This window comes from Corallococcus sp. AB011P (assembly GCF_003611605.1).
GTDB lineage: Bacteria > Myxococcota > Myxococcia > Myxococcales > Myxococcaceae > Corallococcus > Corallococcus coralloides.
The window spans coordinates 274,553-293,700 of sequence record NZ_RAVX01000010.1 but is presented as its reverse complement, the minus strand read 5'-3'; the positions used below and the strand labels follow the sequence as shown (position 1 = coordinate 293,700).

Genomic DNA, 19,148 nt, shown 5'->3' with positions numbered 1-19,148 from the left:
CGGAAGTTAAGCCCTCCAGAGCCGATGGTACTCCGCGGGAAACCGCGTGGGAGAGTAGGTCGCTGCCGGATTCTTTTTGAAAGCCCCTGACGCCGAAAGGCGCCAGGGGCTTTGTCTTTGCGGGCTTTCGCTCCGCTCGGCTTGCGCGTGGATCCGCGCTCGCCGGTGTTTGTCTTTGTGGCTCAGCCCAGCAGGCGCACCGCGAGAAAGACTGGCAGGGCCACGTAATAGAGCGCCCGGCAGGTCCACTCCGCGCCGATGCGTACGTTGCGTGCCCACCGTGGGCCCAGCCACGCGGCGCCGAAGCAAAGCGCTTCAGCGAAGGCCCTCCAGAAACAGCCAAACAACAGCAGGGCCAGGAACACTGGCAACCAGGTGCGCGCGAAGGACGTGACGTATGCCGTCCATCCGTACATCTGGAGCTCTCCGAACGGGCCTCCGAAGGAGATGTACTGGTGCGCCCGGAAGAAGATGCCGGCGAGCACTCCGGGCACCAGGCCGTACTTCAGAGCCTGGTCGTACCATCGCCTGCGCCACTTCTCGCTCCGCGCTTGGGCGTACCTCACCCGCGGATCGTTTCGTGCCTCTCCCAGCGTCCCCATCGCCTCGAGCAGGGGCATGGGGGCCTGTACTTCCAGGCCGTAGTCGAATGCTCGCCCCGTGCGCAGCCGCAGAGTCAGGCCTGGGCCTGGAATGGGCAGATGCCACGGGCGGATGGATTCCAGTGCTTCGAAGGGAATCTCGAAGTGCGCTCCCCCTGACTGGGTGAGCACCAGGCCTTCCGGCCCGACCGTGACCGTGGCCCGCGTTCCCAGCTGCAGCAGGCGCAGCGCGATGAGCGGCAGCACTCCACCCACTGCGAGTCCCGTCGCCAATGGACCGGGTGCCAGCGTCTGGGTGCCCGCGAGCACGTCCTTGAACAGCAGCGCGGTGAAGAAGCAGAGCGTGCCCAGCACCGTTGAGTGCAGGAGCGCTCCCAGGGCGCGCAGACGGGGTGTGAAGGCGTGGACAGGGAAGGGGCCGGACGCGTCGACGGTCATGGGAGGGGCATGGCCGCGCGCGCATTGCCTCGATGCGCGCGGCTTCCGTAGCATACGCACCCCGGAGGCCCCTCAAAACATGCGTTCCCCGCAGCCTGGTCCTGAGCGTCGCACGGATTCCGATGGCGTGACGCGGGTGACGCCCTCGCGCGAGTCCCCAGGCGGTGTGGGCTCCTGGCTCATCGGTGGTGCCGTTGTCATCACCGGCCTGTGCGTGGCGCTTTGCCTCTGGTGGCTCTCCCGCCCTGTGCCTGTCGAGGACCTGCCCCCCATCGTGGTGGCCGAGCGCCCTGCTCCGGTGGCTCCCTCCCTGGAATCCGCGCGTCCTTCCGTGCGCCCTGCCGTCGCGCATGTCGCCGCGCCCATGCCCGCGGAGGACCCTGCTCCCATGCCTGTCGATGACCCTCCGCCTCCTCCCGAGGGCAAGAGCGGGACGGCCCTGTACCAGCGCGGCACCAAGCCCCTGAAGCGGGGGCTCGTGGTGCCCGACGACTTCGAGCTGCCCCCTGGCTACATGCGCCACTACCAGGCGACGGATAATGGGCAGCCGCTCGCGGCCATCCTGATGTTCCATCCGGACTTCACGCCCAAGGATGCCAACGGGCAGCCCATCCCCATCCCCGAGAACCGTGTGGTGCCCGAGGAGCTGGCTCCCCCCGGCATGCCTCACCGGCTGCTGGAGATTCCTGTCGAGGACGAGGACTCGCAGTGACGTCCGTGAAGGGGTGGGCCGGGGCGCTCCTGGGCGTCGCGGCGACCACCGTGCTGTTCGCGGCGGTTGGACAGCTGCGACCCGGTTGGGTGTGGCTGGGCGTGGTGGCCATGGCTCCCTGGCTCGCGGCCCTAGACGGGGTTCGTTCCGCTCGCGGTGCCGTGGGGCTGGGCGTGCTGCTGTCGGTGACGTTCACCGCTGCGGTGTTTGGCTGGTTCCCGGGCGCCATCGCGGCGTACTCGCGTGCGCCGATGTGGCTGTGCTGGGGCGTGTTCCTGCTCATCGCGCCTGTGTTGGAGCTCCAGTTCATCACCGCAGCGTGGGTGCGGTGGTACGCGCGCCGGCGGGTGGCGGAGGTGCCGCGCCTGGCTTGGGTGCCTCCCGTGCTCACCGCGCTCGTGTATGTGGGCACCGAGTGGTTCACGCCCAAGCTGTTCGCCGAGACGCTAGGCCACGCCCTCTATGCTTCGGAGACGCTGCGCCAGGGCGCGGACGTGGCTGGTGCTCCGGGGCTCACGCTGGGCCTGCTGCTCATCAACGAGTGTGTCGTCTCGGTCGCGCAGGGGCTGGCCTCTCGGCGGGGCTTGCGGCTCAGGCCGGTGGTCCTCGCGGTCGCGCTGGCGGTGGTGGGGTGGGGCTACGGATGGGTGCGACTGGGGCAGGTGCGCTCGGTGGTGCACTCGGCTCCTTCGCTGGTGGTGGGCGCGGTGCAGGCGAACATCACCAACATCGAGAAGCTGGCCGCGGAGCAGGGCACCTACGAGGTCGTTCGCAACATCCTGGATACGCATTACGCGATGTCGGATGCGCTGTTGCGCTCGGGGCCGTTGGACCTGCTGGTGTGGCCGGAGACGGTGTATCCGACGACGTTCGGCACTCCGAAGAGTGAGGACGGCGGCGCGCTGGATGATGAGATCCGCTCTTGGGTGGCGGAGCGTGGTGTCCCGCTGGTGTTCGGCACGTATGACCTGGATGGCGAACGCGAGTTCAACGCCGCCATGTTCCTGGGGCCCTCCGCGACGGGCGAGCTGGCGCAGGCCGCGTACCGGAAGACGATGCTGTTCCCGCTCACGGAGTGGGTTCCGGATGCGGTGGACACGCCTGCTTTGCGCGCAATGCTTCCGTGGACCGGTCGATGGAAGCGTGGCCCGGGTCCCCGGCTGGTGGACTTCCGGTTGAACGGCGACCGTGTGCTCAAGATCGCTCCGCTCATCTGCTACGAGGCCATCTTTCCCAACTACGTCGCGGCGGAGGTGCGCCAGGGGGCTGACCTGATTCTCACGCTGTCGAATGACTCGTGGTTCTCCGGCACCCCTGCGCCCCGGCTGCACCTGATGCATGCGGCGTTTCGCAGCATCGAGACGCGCACGGCTCAGGTGCGGGTGACTAACTCAGGCATCTCCGCGTTCATCGACCCTGCGGGGACCTGGACCTCCGAGTTGGAGGACAACCAGCGCGCTGGCACCGTGATGCGTGTGCCGGCGGCGGATCGGTTGAACTCGCTCGCGGGGGCCTGGGGGGACTGGTTGGGGCCCGTGACGCTTGTGCTGGCCGTGGTGCTGGGGGTGTGGATTCGCCGCTATGTGTGACGCCGCGCTCAGGCGGCTTCGGCGTGTGGGGCGGCGAGCTGCGCGTCCGCCCTGGGCTTCTGGGCGATGACCTGGATCTCCCTTCGCATGTGCGTCAGCCGGCAGACCTGGACCCAGGCCCAGAGGAAGGCGAAGCGGGCGTACTCGTAGGGGGCTCGTAGGCCCTTCGCCAGCCTGCTCCGGAAGATGTCCTTGCCTGCCTTCACTGGCTGCATTCCGGCCCTGGCGCAGGCATCCGCGAGGTTGTGCTCGTAGAAGTAGACGTGGTGCTGCCAGCCTCGCCGGTCCGGCCGGAAGGAGCGGCCCTTCCGGGGCATCACGATGATCTTGTAGTAGGCCGCGTCCGGCACGATGACGAAGGCCACGCCTCCTGGCCTCAACACGCGCTGGATTTCTCGCAGCCCGTCCATGGGCTGATCCACGTGCTCCAGCGTGTGCTTCAACGTGATGATGTCGAAGGACGCGTCCGGGAACGGCAGCTGTGTCAGCGAGCCGTATTCAGCGGTGTAGCCTCGTTCGCGGCAGAGGCTCACTGAGAACTGGGAGTAGTCCAGGCCCGTGGCCTTCAAGCCTGCTCGCTGTGCTGCTTCCAGCACGTAGCCCGCGGAGCACCCCACATCCAGCAGGTCCTTCGCGTGCGGCGCGTACTCCAGGCACACCAGCACCTGCCGCAGGCACTTGCGCACCCGGTGGTCCCAGCGGCTCAGGTACTTCGCCCGGTTGTGCTTGAAGTACTTCTCCTCGTAGCCCTCGCCCAGTCCTGGCTTCTGCTCTCGCTTGTAGATGAGCCCACAACCCGTGCAACGGCCGTAGCTCAGCTCTTGGAACGCGACGACCGGTCGGGAACCGGTTTCATTGCAGACAGGACAAGCGGAGTAGAAGGGTGCGAGCATTTCGCACCGCACCATCGGGCTTCGCGTTCCGGAGTGTCAATCCCACCCGCCGGGCCCTTGGCTCAGTGCGCGGGGGCCCGCTTCGCCAGCCTCAGCGCTCCCAGGGCGAGCAGGGCGGCGATGGCGACACCCAGAGCCATGGGCCTCGCGGTGCCGTTGTGGCTTGCGCTCACCGTCGCGGAGGCTCCGGCTGCCAGCATGAACTGCAGCGCTCCCAGCACCGCCGACGCGATGCCTGCCTGCTTCGCGTGCTGCTCCATCGCCAGGGCTGTCGCGTTGGGGGTGATGGCTCCCAGGGTGGAGACGAACACGAACAGCGACAGCGCGATGCCCCACAGCCCTCCGAAGCCTGTCGATGCCACCGTCACCAGGACCACCCCCGCCAGCGCGGCGATGCGCACCGCCTGCTTCAACACCCGCTCCGGCGAGGAGCGCGCCAGCAGCCAGTGATTGAGCTGCGACACCGCCACCAGCCCCGCCGCGTTCGCTCCGAAGAACCAGCCGAAGTGCTCCGGCTTCACGCCGTGCAGGGTGATGAACACGAAGGGCGAACCGCCGATGTACGCGAACATCCCTGCCTGCGCGAGCGCCGCCGCCAGAGCGGGCCCCAGGAAGTCTGGCGCCTTCGTGATGCTCCACATGGCTTGGAAGGGTTTGGACGGGGTAGCTCCGCTCCTCGGGGGCGCTGTCTCCGGCAGGATGGCGAATGCAGCTCCCAGCGCGATGAGCCCGATGACCGCGTGGCTTCCGAAGATGGCTCGCCAGCCCGCGGCTCGCAGCACCCAGCCGCCCAGCAGCGGGGCCAGGATGGGTGCCAGGCCCATCACCAAGACCAGGCGCGACATCATCCTCGCCGCCGCTGCTCCCGAGTGCAGGTCCCTTACGACGGCCCTCGAGGTCACCATGCCCACCGAGCCACCCAATGCCTGCACGAACCGGCACGCCGCCAATACATCCGCCGACGGCGCGGTCGCGCAGCCGATGGAGCCCAGCACGTAGAGCGCCAGGCCCACGTAGAGCGGCTTCGTGCGGCCGAAGCGGTCGCTCACCGGGCCGGCGAAGAGCTGCCCCACCGCGAGCCCCGCGAAGAACGCCGCCAGCGTGCGCTCCACCTCTCCCGCGGTTGCTCGCAGCGACTCGCCGATGGCGGGGAACGCCGGCAGGTACATGTCGATGGACAGCGGCCCGAAGCCGATGAGCGCCCCCAGGAGGATGATCAACCCTGCCCCCTCCGTGGAGCGGGACAGCTTGGGCGTGGCGGTCGTCATCTGGTGGTCCTCTTCCGGACTCTTGTCGGCGCTTCTTTCGGCGTCATCAGCACCCGGATGAGCTGGCGCAGGATGGCTTCGTCATTGCCGGGGGCGTAGGTGGAGCCGCCCACGTGGGCGTTGAAGCAGCGGGCCTCCAGTGCTCCACAGAGTGCTTCCGCCGCGACCCGGGGCTGGGCCAGGTCAACCCGTCCGGATCGCTTCGCCCGGGTGAGCCACTTCGTTAGCCCCTCCCTGAGCGCGACCGGGGGCGGGGTCTCCAGGTGCAGGGCCCTCGCGCCGCCCAGTGCCGAGTAGTGCAGCACGAACAACCAGGGCACCAACTGGCGCAGGAAGTCCCGGTGGTGCAGGAGCGCTTCCAGGAGCTGGTCCTCGATGGACGCGGTGTCTTTCGGTCCTGGCTCCAGTAGCACCAGCGCGGTGGGCGGCACGGGGCGGAGGGCTCGCGACATCAGCGCCTCCTTGGTTCCCACCCGGTGCAACAGCGCCGCCTGCGAGATGCCCAGCCGCTTCGCGATGTCCTGCAGCGGCGCCGATGGACCCTGCGCCAGGAACACGGCTCGGGCCGCTTCATCGATTTGCAGGTCGGTGACGCGTGGGGGACGGGACATGGCGCGAAGGGTTAGTTACTGACTGGTAGGTAATAAATTCGCGCCAGTCGTGCAAGGGGCCCGTTTTTTGCGGGCCCCTCGCGTCGGCTTCCGAGGGAAATCAGATGCGGCCGGCCTTGAGCTCGCCCACCAGGTGGGCGCAGGCGCGGACGGTGAGCGCCATCATCGTCAGGGTGGGGTTCTGCGGGCCCTGCGAGGGGAAGCAGGAGCCGTCCGTGACGTAGAGGTTGGGCACGTCCCAACTCTGGTTGAAGGGGTTGAGCACGGACGTCTTCGGGTCCTTGCCCATGCGCGCGGTGCCCACCTCGTGGATGGCCATGCCCGGATCGGAGAGCTGCTTGTTGACCTTCTCCACCGTGCAGCCCGACTCCTCCAACATCTCCAGGCAGGAGGTGACCGCGTCCTCCGTCATCTTCAGGTCGTTGTCCGAGTGCCGGCACTCGATGTGCGCCGCCGGAATGCCCCAGCGGTCCTTCACCGTGGCGCTCAACGTGACGCGGTTCTCCGCGCGCGGGACCATCTCCCCGAAGGGCACCATGTGCATCTGGTCGTCGAAGGTGAAGACCTGCACGCCGTAGCCTCGCGCGAAGTCCGGGTGGCGCTCGGAGACGTTGCGGAACTGGGGGATGTACGCCCAGCCGTGCTCCTTCTGATGGAGGTGCGCGGGCAGGTTCATCCGCGCCTCGATGCCTCGCAGGTACATGTGGTCCATCAGGTGCTTGCCCACGAGCCCCGAGCTGTTCGCCAGACCGTCCGGGAACGCCCGGTTACGCGAGTGCAACAGCAACCGCGTGGATTCAATGGTGCCCGCGGCCACCACCACCACCTTCGCGCGCACCTCCTCGGAGGTGCCGGAGTTCGCGTCGATGAAGGACACCCCCGTCACCCGGCCCGTGTTCGGGTCGTGCAGGATGTGGCTGGCGATGGCGTGCGAGCGCAGCGTCATCCGCCCCGTCTTCAGCGCCGCCGGCAGCGTCACCGGCGCGTTCGCGGTCCGCCGGGCAACGACGTGGCGGTCGGGCCAGCGGGCCTTCACCTTCTCGCGCAGGCGGACCTCGCCGGGGGACAGCGGCGCGGGGCCCTCGAAGACGGAGTCCGGGAGCGTGTCCACGCCGTCCGAGTTGCCTCGCAGGCCCATCCACCGCTCCACGATTTCGTAGGACGGCGCCAGGTCCGCGTGCGACAGCGGCCAGTCCGGGCTCAACCCGTCCAGGCTGCCCGCGTGGAAGTTGAAGTCAGACAGCCGGTAGAACTGGCGGCCGTGAGCCTTCACGCTGGTTCGCCCGCCCACCTGCCGCGCGCGAATCCAGGCGAACGGCGCGTCGGCTGGCGTGGTGTAGGGATTGTCCACGTCATCCACGAACGCGTGCGGATGGAACGGCCAGGCGAAGCTCGTGGCCTGGATGGACTGGCGCGACTTGCGGGCCGGGTCCGACTCGATGCGGTAGCCCAGCTTCTGCTTCACGCGATGCATCAGGTGGAGCGCCCGGTCCGCGTTCGCGCCTCGGCCCGCCTCCAACACCAGCACCTGGAGCCCGGCCTCGGTCAGCTGCTTGGCCGCCCATCCACCGCAGGCCCCCGAACCCACCACCACCGCGTCATAGACCGTCTTCGACGTCTTCATGCCTGCTCACCCAGGACGGTCAATCTGCCGCCGCTGCTAAAGTTCGCCTAAATTGTAAATCAGGACCCTATTGGCGCCTATAGGGTCTAGATGTCTGGCGGGAGCCAACACAAGCCTGGGACGGCGACTTCCGCCCTGGTTTACGGCTCGCTTGCTGTCGGCGAGGGGTGGACATGGCTGGTCTGTTGAAACGGATTCGGTGGGGGCGGGTGCTGGGCGTGTTGGTGTTGCCGTTGCTGCTGGTGGCGCTGGCGTTGGGCGGCCGCGCGGCGTGGCGCTCCGAGCAGTACTTCCACTATCCGAGGCCGGCCGCGGTGCTGCCCGCGGACTTCGGCTCCGCGCGCGAGGTGACGCTGCGCACGGACGATGGGGTGGAGCTTCGCGGCTGGTACGTGCCTTCGCGAAACAAGGCGGCGTGGGTGCTGGCACATGGCCTGTCGCAGACACGCATGGACCTGCTGCCTGAGGCCCGTGTGCTGCGCGATGCGGGCTATGGCGTGCTGCTGTTCGACTTGCGCGCGCATGGGCAGAGCGGGGGCGAGACGTCCACCTGGGGTGACAAGGAACGCCAGGATGTGCGCGCGGCGCTCGCGTACGTGCGCGCTCAGCCGGACGTGGAGCCGGCTCGCGTGGGGGCGCTGGGGTTCTCCATTGGCTCCGCGGCGGTGGCGGAGGTGGCGGCGAAGGATCCGCAGGTCGCGGCGGTGGTGCTGCTGTCTCCGTTCAACACGCTGTGGCTGGCGGCTGCGTATGACTTCCGCCGCTTTGGTGTGGTGACACAGACGGGGGCGCTGGTGCCGTTCTGGCGGCGGGGGATTGCCTTGGATGAGGTGCGGACCATCGACGCGGTGGACCACATCAAGCCCCGGCCCCTGTTCATCGTCGCGGGGACGGATGAGTCCGGGCAGCCGCTGCTGGACGAACTGTTCGCGCACGTCGCGTCGTATGCGCAGACGTGGCGCATCCCTGGGGCGTCGCACGGCAACTTCGCCGCGACCGCGCCCACGGAGTATCCGCGCAGGCTGCGGGAGTTCGCGGACTCGGCGTTGAAGCCCGTGGCGGGAGAGACTCCCTCGGTGGAGAAGCCTGCGGCTCCGGCCGTGGAGAAGAAGGCTCCGGCGAAGAAGCCTTCACGGCGGACGAAGGCGGGAGCCCGCTAGCTCCGCGCTACGCCTGGGCGGGCTTGGCGACTTCGAGCTTCGCGAGCTGATCCAGGTACATGCGGCCCTTCTCCGGGTCCGTCATGTAGATGAACGCCGCCATGCCCTTGAGCTGGTCCAGCGATTCGCCCTCGCGGCCCGGCTTGCCCTTCAGGCGGTTGTGGATGGCCGCTCGCAGGCGGCGCACCACGTCGCGGGGGACTCGGGCGGCGGGCGTGCCTTCCTTTGTCTCGTTGATCACGAGCCCCGTGACGCGCTGACGGCTGCCCCTGCGGGCGACCCGCGTCTTGTCCGGGTGGACCGTGAAGCCTTCCGCCTCCACCACGTCCTTCACCCGCGCGAGCAGCACCGCCACCGGTGCTCCCTGCGCGCGGCGGGCCTTGGGCGCCTTCGCCTTCGTCCAGGAGAAGGTCAGGTCGTCCGCGTAACGCGTGTATGTGAAGCCCAGCTTGCGCGACAGCGCCGACAGCCGCTTGTCCAGGCGCAGGCACAGCGCGTTGGTGATGCCCGGTGAGGTGGGCGCGCCCTGCGGGAGGGCTCGCGGCCCCTTCGCCACGTGCAGCGTCTTGCCCCGGAAGGTCATGCGCTCGCGCGGCGCTTCCGTGGACATCAGCGCCAGCAGCGTGGACGTGTTCTCCGGCAGGCCGCCCTTGCGCAGGAGGCCCTTCACCCGGCGCCAGTTCACGGAAGGGAAGAAGTCCTTCAGGTCCACCTTCACCAGCACGTCCGCGCCCCGGTGCGCCAGCGCGTTGGTGAGGATGGAGCGCCCCGCCACGAAGCCGTGCGCCGCGCCGTGCACCGGCAGCCGCTCCACGACGTTGGAGAGCACCCAGCGCTGCGCTTCCTTCAGCTCCGGCTTGGGCGACGTGATGGTGCGCTCGCCGCCCGTGCGCTTGGGGATGCTCCACGTCACGTAGTTGGAGCCCGTGTCCACGTCACGGTGGAACGCGAAGCCGCGCAGCTTGGACACGCTCAGGCCCAGCGCCTTGGCCAGGTCCTCCGCGTTGTTCAGCGTGGGCAGGCCGTTCTGGCGCGAGCGCTCCTCGCGGTGCTCCAGGTCGAACTTGTCCGGCAGGCCGGCTTCGTTCCAGTGGATGCCCACGCCCAGGTGGTTCACGTGCGTGGCCTTCCACGCCTCGTGGGCCTGGCGCTCCAGCGCGCGGCGCTCCACCGCTTCGGCCTTCTTCTTCTCCTTCCAGGCCGTCTTCTCCTTCTCCTTCAACGAGGAGAAGTCCACCTCGTCCGCGAGCGCGCCCTTCGATACGAGCTGCGCCTGCACCCATTCATTGGTGCCGCCGGCCTCGGTGATGGCCTTCCAGCGCGTGATGAGGGCGTCGTGCGCGGCCTTCGCGGCCTCGCGCTTCGCGACGGTGTTGGGAGAAGCGGCTGCGGGCGCGACTTCAGGGGCGGCCTGCGGCGGGGCGGCGGGGACGAACGACTCCAGCTTGGCGGTCATCGAGTTACCTTCGACGGGCGCGGCGGCTCAGGGAGGGGCGACGGAGACGAATTCGAGCGGTCGAGGGAGGCCAGGAAGGCACCACCAGCTCACCTGGGGCACGGTAGCCTCACCGGCTCTCCCCTCCCGAGCACTACCGTCGGGGTGGGAAAACGGCGGCTGCGTCGTTGGTTCCGCTTCCCGCCCCGACGGTAGTGCTCGGGAGGGAGAGAGCCAAGAACAGGCTACCTTGCGGAGAGTGTCCAGCATTTCAACCAGAACGGCGCAACGCCGTTCCTACGCTCGAGGCGTTAAGGCTGATGCGGTCCAGACCTCTCTCGACCACTCGCTATTCGGTTTTCGTCCGGCGCCACCATCCTTCCGGCCGCCCCGTCGGCGGCCGGGCCGTTGAGTGAGTGTTTACACCAGAGTCGAGGCCGCGTCGATGTAGCCGTCCGCGGTCAATTTCTCCAAACGGCTGAAGTACGCCGTCCGGGCTTCCGTGTCCGTGTCGAACCAGAGTCGCTGGTGGCGCGAATCGCCCAGGCGGGGACCCCACGTGAGGGCCACCACCTTGCCGTCCAGCGACACGCGATACACCTGCTCCAGTCCCGTGGCCGGGTCGCGGCGCACGTACGCGCGCGTCTCCGCGCGGATGAGCTTGCGGCCCTCCGGCGTCTGACGGAGCGCTTCTTCCTCGGCGCGGCGGCGGGCGTACGCCAGACGCAGCGCGAGCATGTGTTCGCAGGGGCCTTCGCGCAGACCGGAGCGGCGGAAGTGCGGGCAGCCGCAGCCCGCGTCCTTCACGCGGCCCTCCAGGTCCATGGTGAAGCTGGGGAAGAAGCTGCGCACCGCCTCGCGGTCCACGACTTCGCCCTGGATGCGCGTGCCTTCGCCGACCAGGTCGTGCACTTGGGTGAGCTTCACTTCTCCGGAGCCCGGGCCGCCGTCGCCGAGCAGGCGGTGGGCGCGCGCTTCACGCTCGTTGCCGTAGCGCAGCGCGGCCTCGTCCACCGGGGTGGGCATGAGCTCGCGCGGGCGGTAGGCGCCGCGGGACACGTCGAAGAGGACGCGGCCTCGCAGGCATTCGAGTTGGAGCGCGGCGCGCACCTGGTCCTTCGGTGCTCCCGCGTCCTTCGCCAGCACTTCGAAGGCGAGGGGACCGTCCTTGCGCAGGCGGTTGCGCAGCGACTCCGCCAGGCCTTCCGGCACGTCGCGCGGCATCAGCGCGTCGAAGGCGGCGGCGCTGGACCAGCCGCTCTCCGTCCAGCCGGTGAGTCCCAGCGTCAGCGTGGCCGCGCCCAGGTCGATGACCCAGAACACCGGCAGGCCCGGACCCAAGAGCTGCACGTGCACGCTCTTCGCGTGGGGCAACAGGCGCGCGAGCGCGGCGAGGCGCTGACGGCCGAAGGTGCGCACCACCGCGGGCGCGCTGCCCGTATACACGCCGCCGTGGCACTCCAGCACCTGCTCCCAGGGCTCCAGCACCAGCCGGGGCGGAGCGCCGGGGACCAGTTCGAAGCGCAGCGCGCGGGGCGCCTTCTTCGAGCGGCGGGTGCGCAGCGCGAAGAGCAGGTTGTACAGGTCGATGGGCGCGATGGAGCAGGTGGTGGCCGGCAGCGTCGCGGCGGACTGCACCTGGAGGAAGCCTCGCAGCCACGCGTGCGGCACTTCCACCGTGCGCGGGGCTCGGGGCTCCGTGGCGGGGGCGGCCTTCGCGGTGGGGGCGACGTGGGCCTCCAGCACCACCGGGGCGTAGGCGCGCAGGCGGTCCAGCCGGGCGGGCAGGTCCTGCGGCACGTCCAGGAACGTGGAGCCGTGCGCGGCCTGGCGCTTGTCGAAGAGGCTGTTGTCGAAGGCGAGGCGCGCGTAGGCGCTCTCGTCGCGGGAGAAGACCTCCAGCGAGACCTGATCCGGATCCACCGTGAGGACGGGGTCCAGGACGGCGTCCTTCTTCTCTTCACCCTCCAGCGCGTTGTCGAGGAAGGCCTTCTGCGCTTCCCAGATTTGAGCGCTGGCGCGCTTGCCCTGCTTCATCAGGTACGCGAGGTACGCGGTGCGGTCGCGGCCCCGGTAGCGCAGGTCGCTGGAGAGCACCGCGAAGGCGGCGGCCAGCGCGTCGCGGAAGAGGGTGGGGTCCTTCACCTGGCCACTGACGCCCACGGTGCCTCGCGAGCCCTCCAGGGCCAGCTGCACGCGCGAGGCGTCCGGCGTGACGACCACGTCGCTCTGCGCGGCGTAGCTCAGCGCGACGGGATGACGTGCGGTTGCGGTGCTCACGACGGTTGACCTTCCTTCCGGGCGCGCTCAGCGGCCCGGCGTGCACGTTTGTGGGCGCGGTAGGCCGCCTTGCGCAGCTCCACCGACTGCGACTTGTCGAACGCCGCCGTCTTCAGCAGCGCCGCGGCTTCGTCTCCGCCCAGGCGTCCCAGCGCGGCCCAGCCATCCTGCCGCACCTCCGGCTTCGCGTCGGCGGCCACGGACTTGAGCGGCTCCAGGTCCTTCTTCGCCAGCAGCGCGGGGACCGCGAGCCGGCGGCCCTCGCTGGCCGTGAGCGCGGACGTGGCCACCTTCGCGCCCGTGGGGCCCAGGGCCACCGGGTCGAAGGGCTTCACCTCCAGCGCCCAGGCCGAGGACTGCTCCGGCACCAGCGCGGCCAGCACCGACGCGGCGGCGGCGCGCACGGCGGCGTCCGGGTCACCGAGCGCGGTGCGCAGGGCCTGCGCCTCGCTCGTGGCCTTCAGCCGTCCCAGCACTCGCGCCGCTTCCTGGCGCACGGCGGCGGGGGCCTGGGCCTCACCCTTGCGGAGGATTTCGGCGGACGTCGCCACCAGCTCCTTCGCGCCCAGCCGTGAACCCGCCCAGAGCAGGCGCTCCCAGGCGGCGGCCAGCGGCTCCTTCTTCGGAGGCTGCGCGGTGGTCCATGCGGTGGCGGTGCGCCGTTCGGCGGCCACCAGCGCGCGGGTCAGCCCGGCCGTGTCCACGGCGCCGGCTTCACGCGCGTCACCCGTCCAGGTGCCCACGAGCCGCGCGGCCTCTTCGCGGGCCTCCGGCTTGTCGTGGCCGAACAGGGCGATGACCTCCGGCACGGGCATCGCGCCACGGCGGGCGAGGCCGCGACGCAGACGGAGGCGCAGCGCCACGTTGTCCAGCGTGGCCAGGCGGGGCACGAGCAGCGCCGGGTCGCCTTCGCTCGCGAGGTAGGTGGCGGCGGGCTCGGAGATGTCCTCGTGCTCGCTCTGCACCGCGAGGAACTCCACCCGCGTGCGCTCCTTGGGGAAGAGCACGTCCAGCGCCTTGCGTGCGGCGGCGCGGAGGTCGTCGTCCTCCTCGTTCAGCGCGGCGGCCAGGGCGGCCTCGGCGGCCGGGTCTCCGAACTTGCCCAGCTCCTCCGCGACCGTGCGGCGCACGTCGTCGTCCGTCTCACCGTCGGCGAGCAGCGCCTCCAGCTTCACCCGGGCGCGCTCTCCACCCAGGGCGCGCAGGCCGCGCACGCCGGCTTCCTGGCGCTGGAAGGCGGCGCCGTCCGTGGCCGCGGCTTCCACCTTCTCCTCGATGCGGCGGCGGTCCTCGCCGTCGGGCATCCGGTTCGCCAGCCGGCCCAGCGCCTCGATGGCGGCGAACACCATGTCCTCTTCGGCCGGGGCGTCCGGCGTGCCTCCGCCGGCCACCGTCTCCAACTCGGAGAGGGCTCGCACGTCGCCCAGGGTGCCCAGGGCGAGCAGGGCCCGGCCTCGCTCGTGCGGCTCTCCGGCGCGCGCGTACAGCAGCAGGGGACGCAGGGCGCTGGCGCGGCGCTGGTGCGCGACGCCTTCCGCCGCGGGCAGCATCAGCTCGCGGGCTCCGGCGCGGAGGATCTCCTCCAGTGGCTCCACCGCCGCGCCCTCTTCCACCACTCGCTTCGAGTAGTGCTCCACGGCCGCCGCGCGCACGGTGACGTCGCGGTCGTTGAAGAGCTGGACGAGCAGCGCGTCCTGGCCCTCGCTCTTGCCGTGCTCCAGCTCACGGGCGGCGGCCTTGCGGACCTCCGGGTCCTGGCTCTTCACCGCCACGCGCAGGAAGCGCACCGCGAGCGCCGCGTCGCGCTTCTTCAGCTCGCGCTCGTGCTCCTTCAGCTTCTCCTGCTCCGGCGGCCAGGTGAGCTGCATCGCCGCCGTCACGCAGGCGAGGCGCACGGACGGGGCCTCGTCCTCCACGCTCTGGCGCGCGAGCACGTCCAGCGCGTCCGCGCGGTGGGTGCGACCCAACGCGGCCACCAGCTTCGTGCGCTCCGGAATCTCCGTGGCCACCGTCAGGCGCGCGGCCAGCGCGGCCACGGCGGCGGAGGTCCCCAGTCGCGCCAGGGCCTCCTGTGCACGGCGGGCCACGGCCGACGTCTCCGAACGCAGGAAGGTGCCCAGCACCTCCACCGCCCGGTCGTCGCCCCGGAACGCGAGCAGCTCCGCGGCGCGCAGCCGCAGGTCCTCGTGCTCGCTGCCCATCGCGCGGCCCAGGGCCTCCGTGACGCGCGGGTCGTTGGCTCCCGCGAGCCGCTCAATCACGCCCACGCGCAGGTCCGCGTGCTCGCTGCCCAGCGCGGCCAGCAGCGGATCCAGGCTGCCCGGCGGGCTCAGCTTCTCCAGCAGCTCGAAGGCGGACTTGCGCACCTCCGGCAGCGGCGAGTTGAGCGCCGCGGCCACTCGCGGACGGGCCTTGTCACCGCGCTCCGCCAGCTCCTCCAGCGCGGCGCGCGCCACGTCCGGCGACAGCGAGGCCAGGGCCAGCGCGAGCGGCTCGTCGCTGCCGGCGGGGTACAGCTCCTTGAGGCCCGCGAGCGCGGCCCGGCGCACGAGTTGGTGCGGATCCTCCAGCGCGCGCAGCAGGGCAGCCACCGCGGCGGACGTGCCCGCGTAGCCTTCCTGCGTGAGCTTCACCACGCGGTCCACGGCGTCGCGGCGGACGCGGTGGCCTTCCTCGTCACCCGCGGTCACCTGCCGCAGCAGGCCCACGTAGGCGCCGAAGGCGAGGCGGCGCAGGTGATGACGCTCGGCCTGCGTCGCGTTCTGCGGCGTACCGGTGCCCGCGCCATCCGTCGGCTTCACCGCGGAGAAGAGGCGGCGCAGCCAGCTCTTGCCCGTGGCGGAGGCCGTGCCCTGCTTCTCCAGCGTGGAGGGCTGGATGACGTGCGCGGCGCCCTCGGCCGTCTCCGGCTTCCAGGGGGCCTGGAGCGAGCTGGGCCGCGCGACCTTCTGCGCCTCACGGAAGTAGTCCAGCGGCTTGTTGCGCAGCAGCAGCACCTGCGCCGCCGCGTAGCGCTGCTCCGGCTGACCGCTGGAGAGCGCTTCGGCGAGCCCAATCACGCGCTTCGCCCGCTCTTCCTCCGCGGGCCAGTCCTTCATGTCGCCGACCTTCTCCGGACGCGGCGGCAGCAGCACCTCCACCAGGTGCGCGCGGTACGCCTCCGGCTCCGTGCGCAGCTCCAGCGCGCGGGCCGCGGCGTAGCGCACCTCCGGACGGCCGCTGGACAGCGCGCTCGTCAGCAGGTCCGGCGGTCCACCCTCGCGGCTGGCGCGCAGGTCCCGCGCGAGCACGATGGCGAACACCATCTCCTGCACTTCGCGCGCGGAGTCCTCCAGACCGTGCAGCAGGCCGCCGTCGCCCTCGTGGCCCAGGGCCGCGAACGCGAGGATGGCGCCCAGGCGGATGGGCAGGTGCTCATGGCGCAGGTTTCCGGTGAGCACCGGCAGCGCGCGCACGTCACCCAGGCGGGCCAGACCGTCCGCCGCCCACGAACGCGCCGCCACCAGCGAGTGGCCCAGCGCGTCCAGCAGCGCGCCCTCGTCGCCCCGGCGGCTGGCCGTGGCGAGGCCGCGCGCGCCCTGCTCCTGGAGGTCCGACACCTCGTGGGGCAGGAGCGTGGTGGCGTAGAAGCCGAGCAGGCGCCGCGAGCCCAGCGTGGCCAGCGCTCGCGACGCGCGGATGCGCAGCGGGACGAGGATGGCGGGCGGGTACATCCGCTCCAGGTCCTTGTCCGTGATGAGCCCGCGCATGGGCTCGATGATGTCCTCCGCGCCGCGCGGGGCGAGCAGCTCCGAGGCCCGCACGCGCACCGGCAGCGCCGACGCCGCGATGCCCGCGAGCAGCGGCCCGTTCTCGTTCGGGATGAGCTTGTCCAGCGCTTCCAACGCAGCGAAGGCCACGTCCAGGTGCTCGTCCTGCACGCGCTTGAGGAGCGCGGAGCGCATGGCTTCCGCCGGGGCGTGCACGGAGGCCTTGGCGGCCTTCTCGCGCAGGGCCGGGTGCGTGGTGTTGAGCGCGGCCAGGTGCGGCTCCGCCTTCTCCTTGCCGGCCAGCTTCACCCACGCCTCGTAGGCGGCGGTGGCCACGCTCGCGTCGCGGTCCTCCACGGACTTCTTCAGCCGCTCCAGCGCCCAGTCGTCGGTGCCGCGCTGCGCGAGCACCTCCACGGCGCGGGTGCGCAGGTCCGGGAAGCGGCCCGCCAGCGCGCGGTCCAGCGCCTTCACCGGCTCCTTGTCGTTCCAGGCCCACAGCGTGCGGAAGGCCTCGCCGCGCACCTTGGCGGACTCGTCCTCCAGCGCGTCGCCCAGCAGCCCTTCCGCGCCCTCCGCCTTGGCGCCCAGCTTCACCAGCCGGTCCAGGCCGCGCACGCGCACGTCCTCGTGACCGGAGCGCAGCGCGGCCTCCGCGGCGGACAGCGGCGCGTCCGAGTCCAGCGCCACCACGGCCGCCAGCGCCGCGGCGCGCACGTCCCCGTCCGCGTCGTCCAGCATCCACACCAGCCGCTCGCGGGCGCGCGGATCCTGCAACGCCTGGAGCGCGGTGGCCGTCTCACGGCGGATGGCGGCGTCGTCCTCGCGCGACAGCTGGAGCAGCGCGCCCAGGGCGCGGCCGTCACCCAACTGCGCCAGCACGCGCGCGCCACGTACGGCCGTGTCAGGCATGCGGCACGCCATGGCGGCGAGCAGCGGCTCCAGGTCGGCTTCCGTCAGTGCGGTGCCGGCGGGCGTCTTGCCGAAGAGCTGCTCTCGCGAGGCGGCCAGCTCCGCGTCGGTGTTGAACTTCGCCTCCGCGTCTCCGGCCGCGCGCTTCGCCTGGAGGGTCAGCATGCGGGTCACTTCCCGCACCGTGCGCGCGAACTCCTCGTCCTTCGCCTCCAGCGTGGCGGCCAGCGGGCGGCGCTCCAGCACGCGCACCGCGAAGGCCACGCGGCGCACGTCCCGGTCCGCGTCGTCCAGCGCGCGCGCCACCAGCGGCTGCAGGCGCGGGTCGCCCAGCAGGCCCGCCACCGACGCGCGCAGCAGCACCTCCACCTTGAGGGCCGCGGGGCCTCGCTCAAAGGCGAGCTTCAGCGGCTCCGTGCTGTCCTTGGGCGACACGGTGGTGAGCGCGTCCAGCGCGGCGGTGCCCACCTCCGCGTTCGTGTCCGGCAGCTTGCTGGCGATGAGGCCCGGCACCAGCGGCGACGCGCTGCCCAGCTTCGACAGCAGGCGCAGACCCTGCACGCGCGTGTCCACGAAGCGCGAGTCCAGCGCCGTGCGGGGAGCCGCGAGCGGGGACTCCGTCTCCAGCTTCACCAGCGCGTCCAGCGCCGCGGCTCGCACCGTCTTGTCGTCGTCGTTGAGGCGCTCGCGCAGCTTCGGGCGCGCGGCGGTGCGGCCGTGGTTGCCCAGCTCCGTGGCCGCCAGCCGGCGCGCCGCGATGTCCTTGTCCGAGGACAGCACGCCCAGGACGAAGTCCAGCGCCTCCGGCTCCAGCAGGGCCACCGCCTCCTTCACCGCGGCCTCGCGGCGGGGGAGGGCGGCCTTCAGCGCCTCGTTGAAGACGTCGAAGCCGTGGCCGAACGCCGTCGTCTCGTCCGTGGGCTTGCCGTCCGTGCCCAGCGTGATGCGGGTGACGCGGCGGTCCTCGCCGGCCACGAAGAGGTAGCCCAGCAGCTGCTTCGCCTGGCGCGGGTTCGCCGGGGGCGCGAAGGCCACCGCGTTCAGGGCCTTGCTGCCCAGCTCAAAGGTGCGCGGCTTGCGGCGCTCGTCCAGCCGCCAGACCTTCAGCTTGCCGTCGCTGCCCACGGACGCGATGCGCTCCGCCGGGTCCTGGCCCGCTTCCGCCGGCGGCGTGGGCGGGAACACCAGCCCCAGCACGGAGCCCGCGTGGCCGCTGTCCTTGTCGCCGCGAACCTCGAACTCCACCGCGCCGACCAGGTAGCCAATGCGCAGCTTGCCGTCGTCACCCGCGGAGACGAGCCGCCCGTCGCGCGGCGTGAAGGCCAGCGCCCGCACCGCGCCCTCGTGGCCCGGCATGTCCCGGCGCGCACCCGTCGCCACCGTGAACGAGCGCACCACGCTGTCATCGCCCGCGCAGGCCACGTACGTGTGCGTGGGGTCCACCGCCACCGCGCGCAGCGGCTGCGAGGACGCGCTCCACTCCTTGAGCTTCTTCGTGCTGTCCCAGTCCCACGCGCGCACGAAGCCGTCCGCGCCGGCCGTGTAGAGCACCTTGCCGTCGGGGCTCGCCGCCACCGCGGTGCAGCCTCCGGGATGCGCGTTGTGGAGCTGGAACTTCACGGTGCCGTCGGTGAGCGACCCGAAGCGCACGGTGCCGTCCGCGCCCGCCGCGGCGAACTGCTCGCCGGCCAGCGCCACGCCCAGCACGTGCGCGGGCAGGGGTGAAGTCCACAGGACCTTGTTGGTCGCTGGGTCGTACGCGGTGAGGCGGCTGTCGGCGGCGGCGCGGGTGCCGCCCACGATGAGCAGGCGCGCATTGGCCGCCAGCGCACGGACCTTCTCGATGTTGCCGATGGAGAGGTTGGCCATGGTGTC

At 71.1% G+C, this 19,148-nt stretch carries 11 protein-coding genes and 1 rRNA gene; 4 read left to right on the top strand and 8 right to left on the bottom strand.

Annotation, left to right across the window (positions count from 1 at the left end):
• Nucleotides 1-71, top strand: a 5S ribosomal RNA gene (gene rrf / locus D7X30_RS25205); the annotation flags it as partial.
• 111 nt (nt 72-182) lie between these two features.
• Here the strand turns inward: rrf and D7X30_RS25200 are convergent.
• On the bottom strand, nt 183-1,040 hold the full coding sequence (locus tag D7X30_RS25200; RefSeq protein WP_120565503.1) for a hypothetical protein: 858 nt from the start codon (nt 1,038-1,040) through the stop codon (nt 183-185).
• Between the two features lie 127 nt (nt 1,041-1,167).
• On the opposite strand from D7X30_RS25200, the gene D7X30_RS25195 reads away from it, so the two are divergent.
• A complete protein-coding gene (locus D7X30_RS25195) occupies nt 1,168-1,752 on the top strand; it encodes a hypothetical protein (protein WP_233591770.1) in 585 nt (194 codons plus the stop codon).
• Nucleotides 1,749-3,341: an apolipoprotein N-acyltransferase gene (lnt, locus tag D7X30_RS25190; protein WP_120565501.1), complete on the top strand. Its 1,593-nt coding sequence runs from the start codon at nt 1,749-1,751 to the stop codon at nt 3,339-3,341. Before D7X30_RS25195 ends, lnt begins: the two co-directional genes overlap by 4 nt.
• 8 nt (nt 3,342-3,349) lie before the next feature.
• On the opposite strand, the gene D7X30_RS25185 is transcribed toward lnt, so the two are convergent.
• From D7X30_RS25185 to D7X30_RS25170, 4 genes are all read right to left on the bottom strand, one after another.
• A complete protein-coding gene (locus D7X30_RS25185; protein ID WP_158619365.1) occupies nt 3,350-4,234 on the bottom strand; it encodes a bifunctional 2-polyprenyl-6-hydroxyphenol methylase/3-demethylubiquinol 3-O-methyltransferase UbiG in 885 nt (294 codons plus the stop codon).
• 62 nt (nt 4,235-4,296) lie between these two features.
• On the bottom strand, nt 4,297-5,502 hold the full coding sequence (locus D7X30_RS25180; protein WP_120565499.1) for a multidrug effflux MFS transporter: 1,206 nt from the start codon (nt 5,500-5,502) through the stop codon (nt 4,297-4,299).
• Nucleotides 5,499-6,113, bottom strand: coding sequence for a TetR/AcrR family transcriptional regulator (locus tag D7X30_RS25175; protein ID WP_120565498.1), 615 nt, complete (start codon nt 6,111-6,113; stop codon nt 5,499-5,501). Before D7X30_RS25175 ends, D7X30_RS25180 begins: the two co-directional genes overlap by 4 nt.
• A 100-nt stretch (nt 6,114-6,213) precedes the next feature.
• Nucleotides 6,214-7,737, bottom strand: coding sequence for a GMC oxidoreductase (locus tag D7X30_RS25170; RefSeq protein WP_120565497.1), 1,524 nt, complete (start codon nt 7,735-7,737; stop codon nt 6,214-6,216).
• A 185-nt stretch (nt 7,738-7,922) separates the two neighbouring features.
• Between D7X30_RS25170 and D7X30_RS25165 the strand changes: the two genes are divergently transcribed.
• Nucleotides 7,923-8,897, top strand: a complete 975-nt coding sequence (locus D7X30_RS25165) for an alpha/beta hydrolase (protein ID WP_233591769.1) — start codon at nt 7,923-7,925, stop codon at nt 8,895-8,897.
• 7 nt (nt 8,898-8,904) lie between these two features.
• Here D7X30_RS25165 and D7X30_RS25160 read toward each other — a convergent pair whose 3' ends face one another.
• The 3 genes from D7X30_RS25160 to D7X30_RS25150 all read right to left on the bottom strand — a co-directional run bounded on the left by D7X30_RS25160 (nt 8,905) and on the right by D7X30_RS25150 (nt 19,142).
• Complete coding sequence (locus D7X30_RS25160) at nt 8,905-10,353, bottom strand: reverse transcriptase family protein (protein ID WP_120565495.1); 1,449 nt, start codon at nt 10,351-10,353, stop codon at nt 8,905-8,907.
• Nucleotides 10,354-10,752: 399 nt separating this feature from the next.
• Complete coding sequence (locus D7X30_RS25155; protein WP_120565494.1) at nt 10,753-12,612, bottom strand: SWIM zinc finger family protein; 1,860 nt, start codon at nt 12,610-12,612, stop codon at nt 10,753-10,755.
• Nucleotides 12,609-19,142: a HEAT repeat domain-containing protein gene (locus tag D7X30_RS25150; RefSeq protein WP_120565493.1), complete on the bottom strand. Its 6,534-nt coding sequence runs from the start codon at nt 19,140-19,142 to the stop codon at nt 12,609-12,611. The genes D7X30_RS25155 and D7X30_RS25150 overlap by 4 nt, the downstream gene beginning before the upstream one ends.
• Between the last annotated feature and the right edge of the window lie 6 nt (nt 19,143-19,148).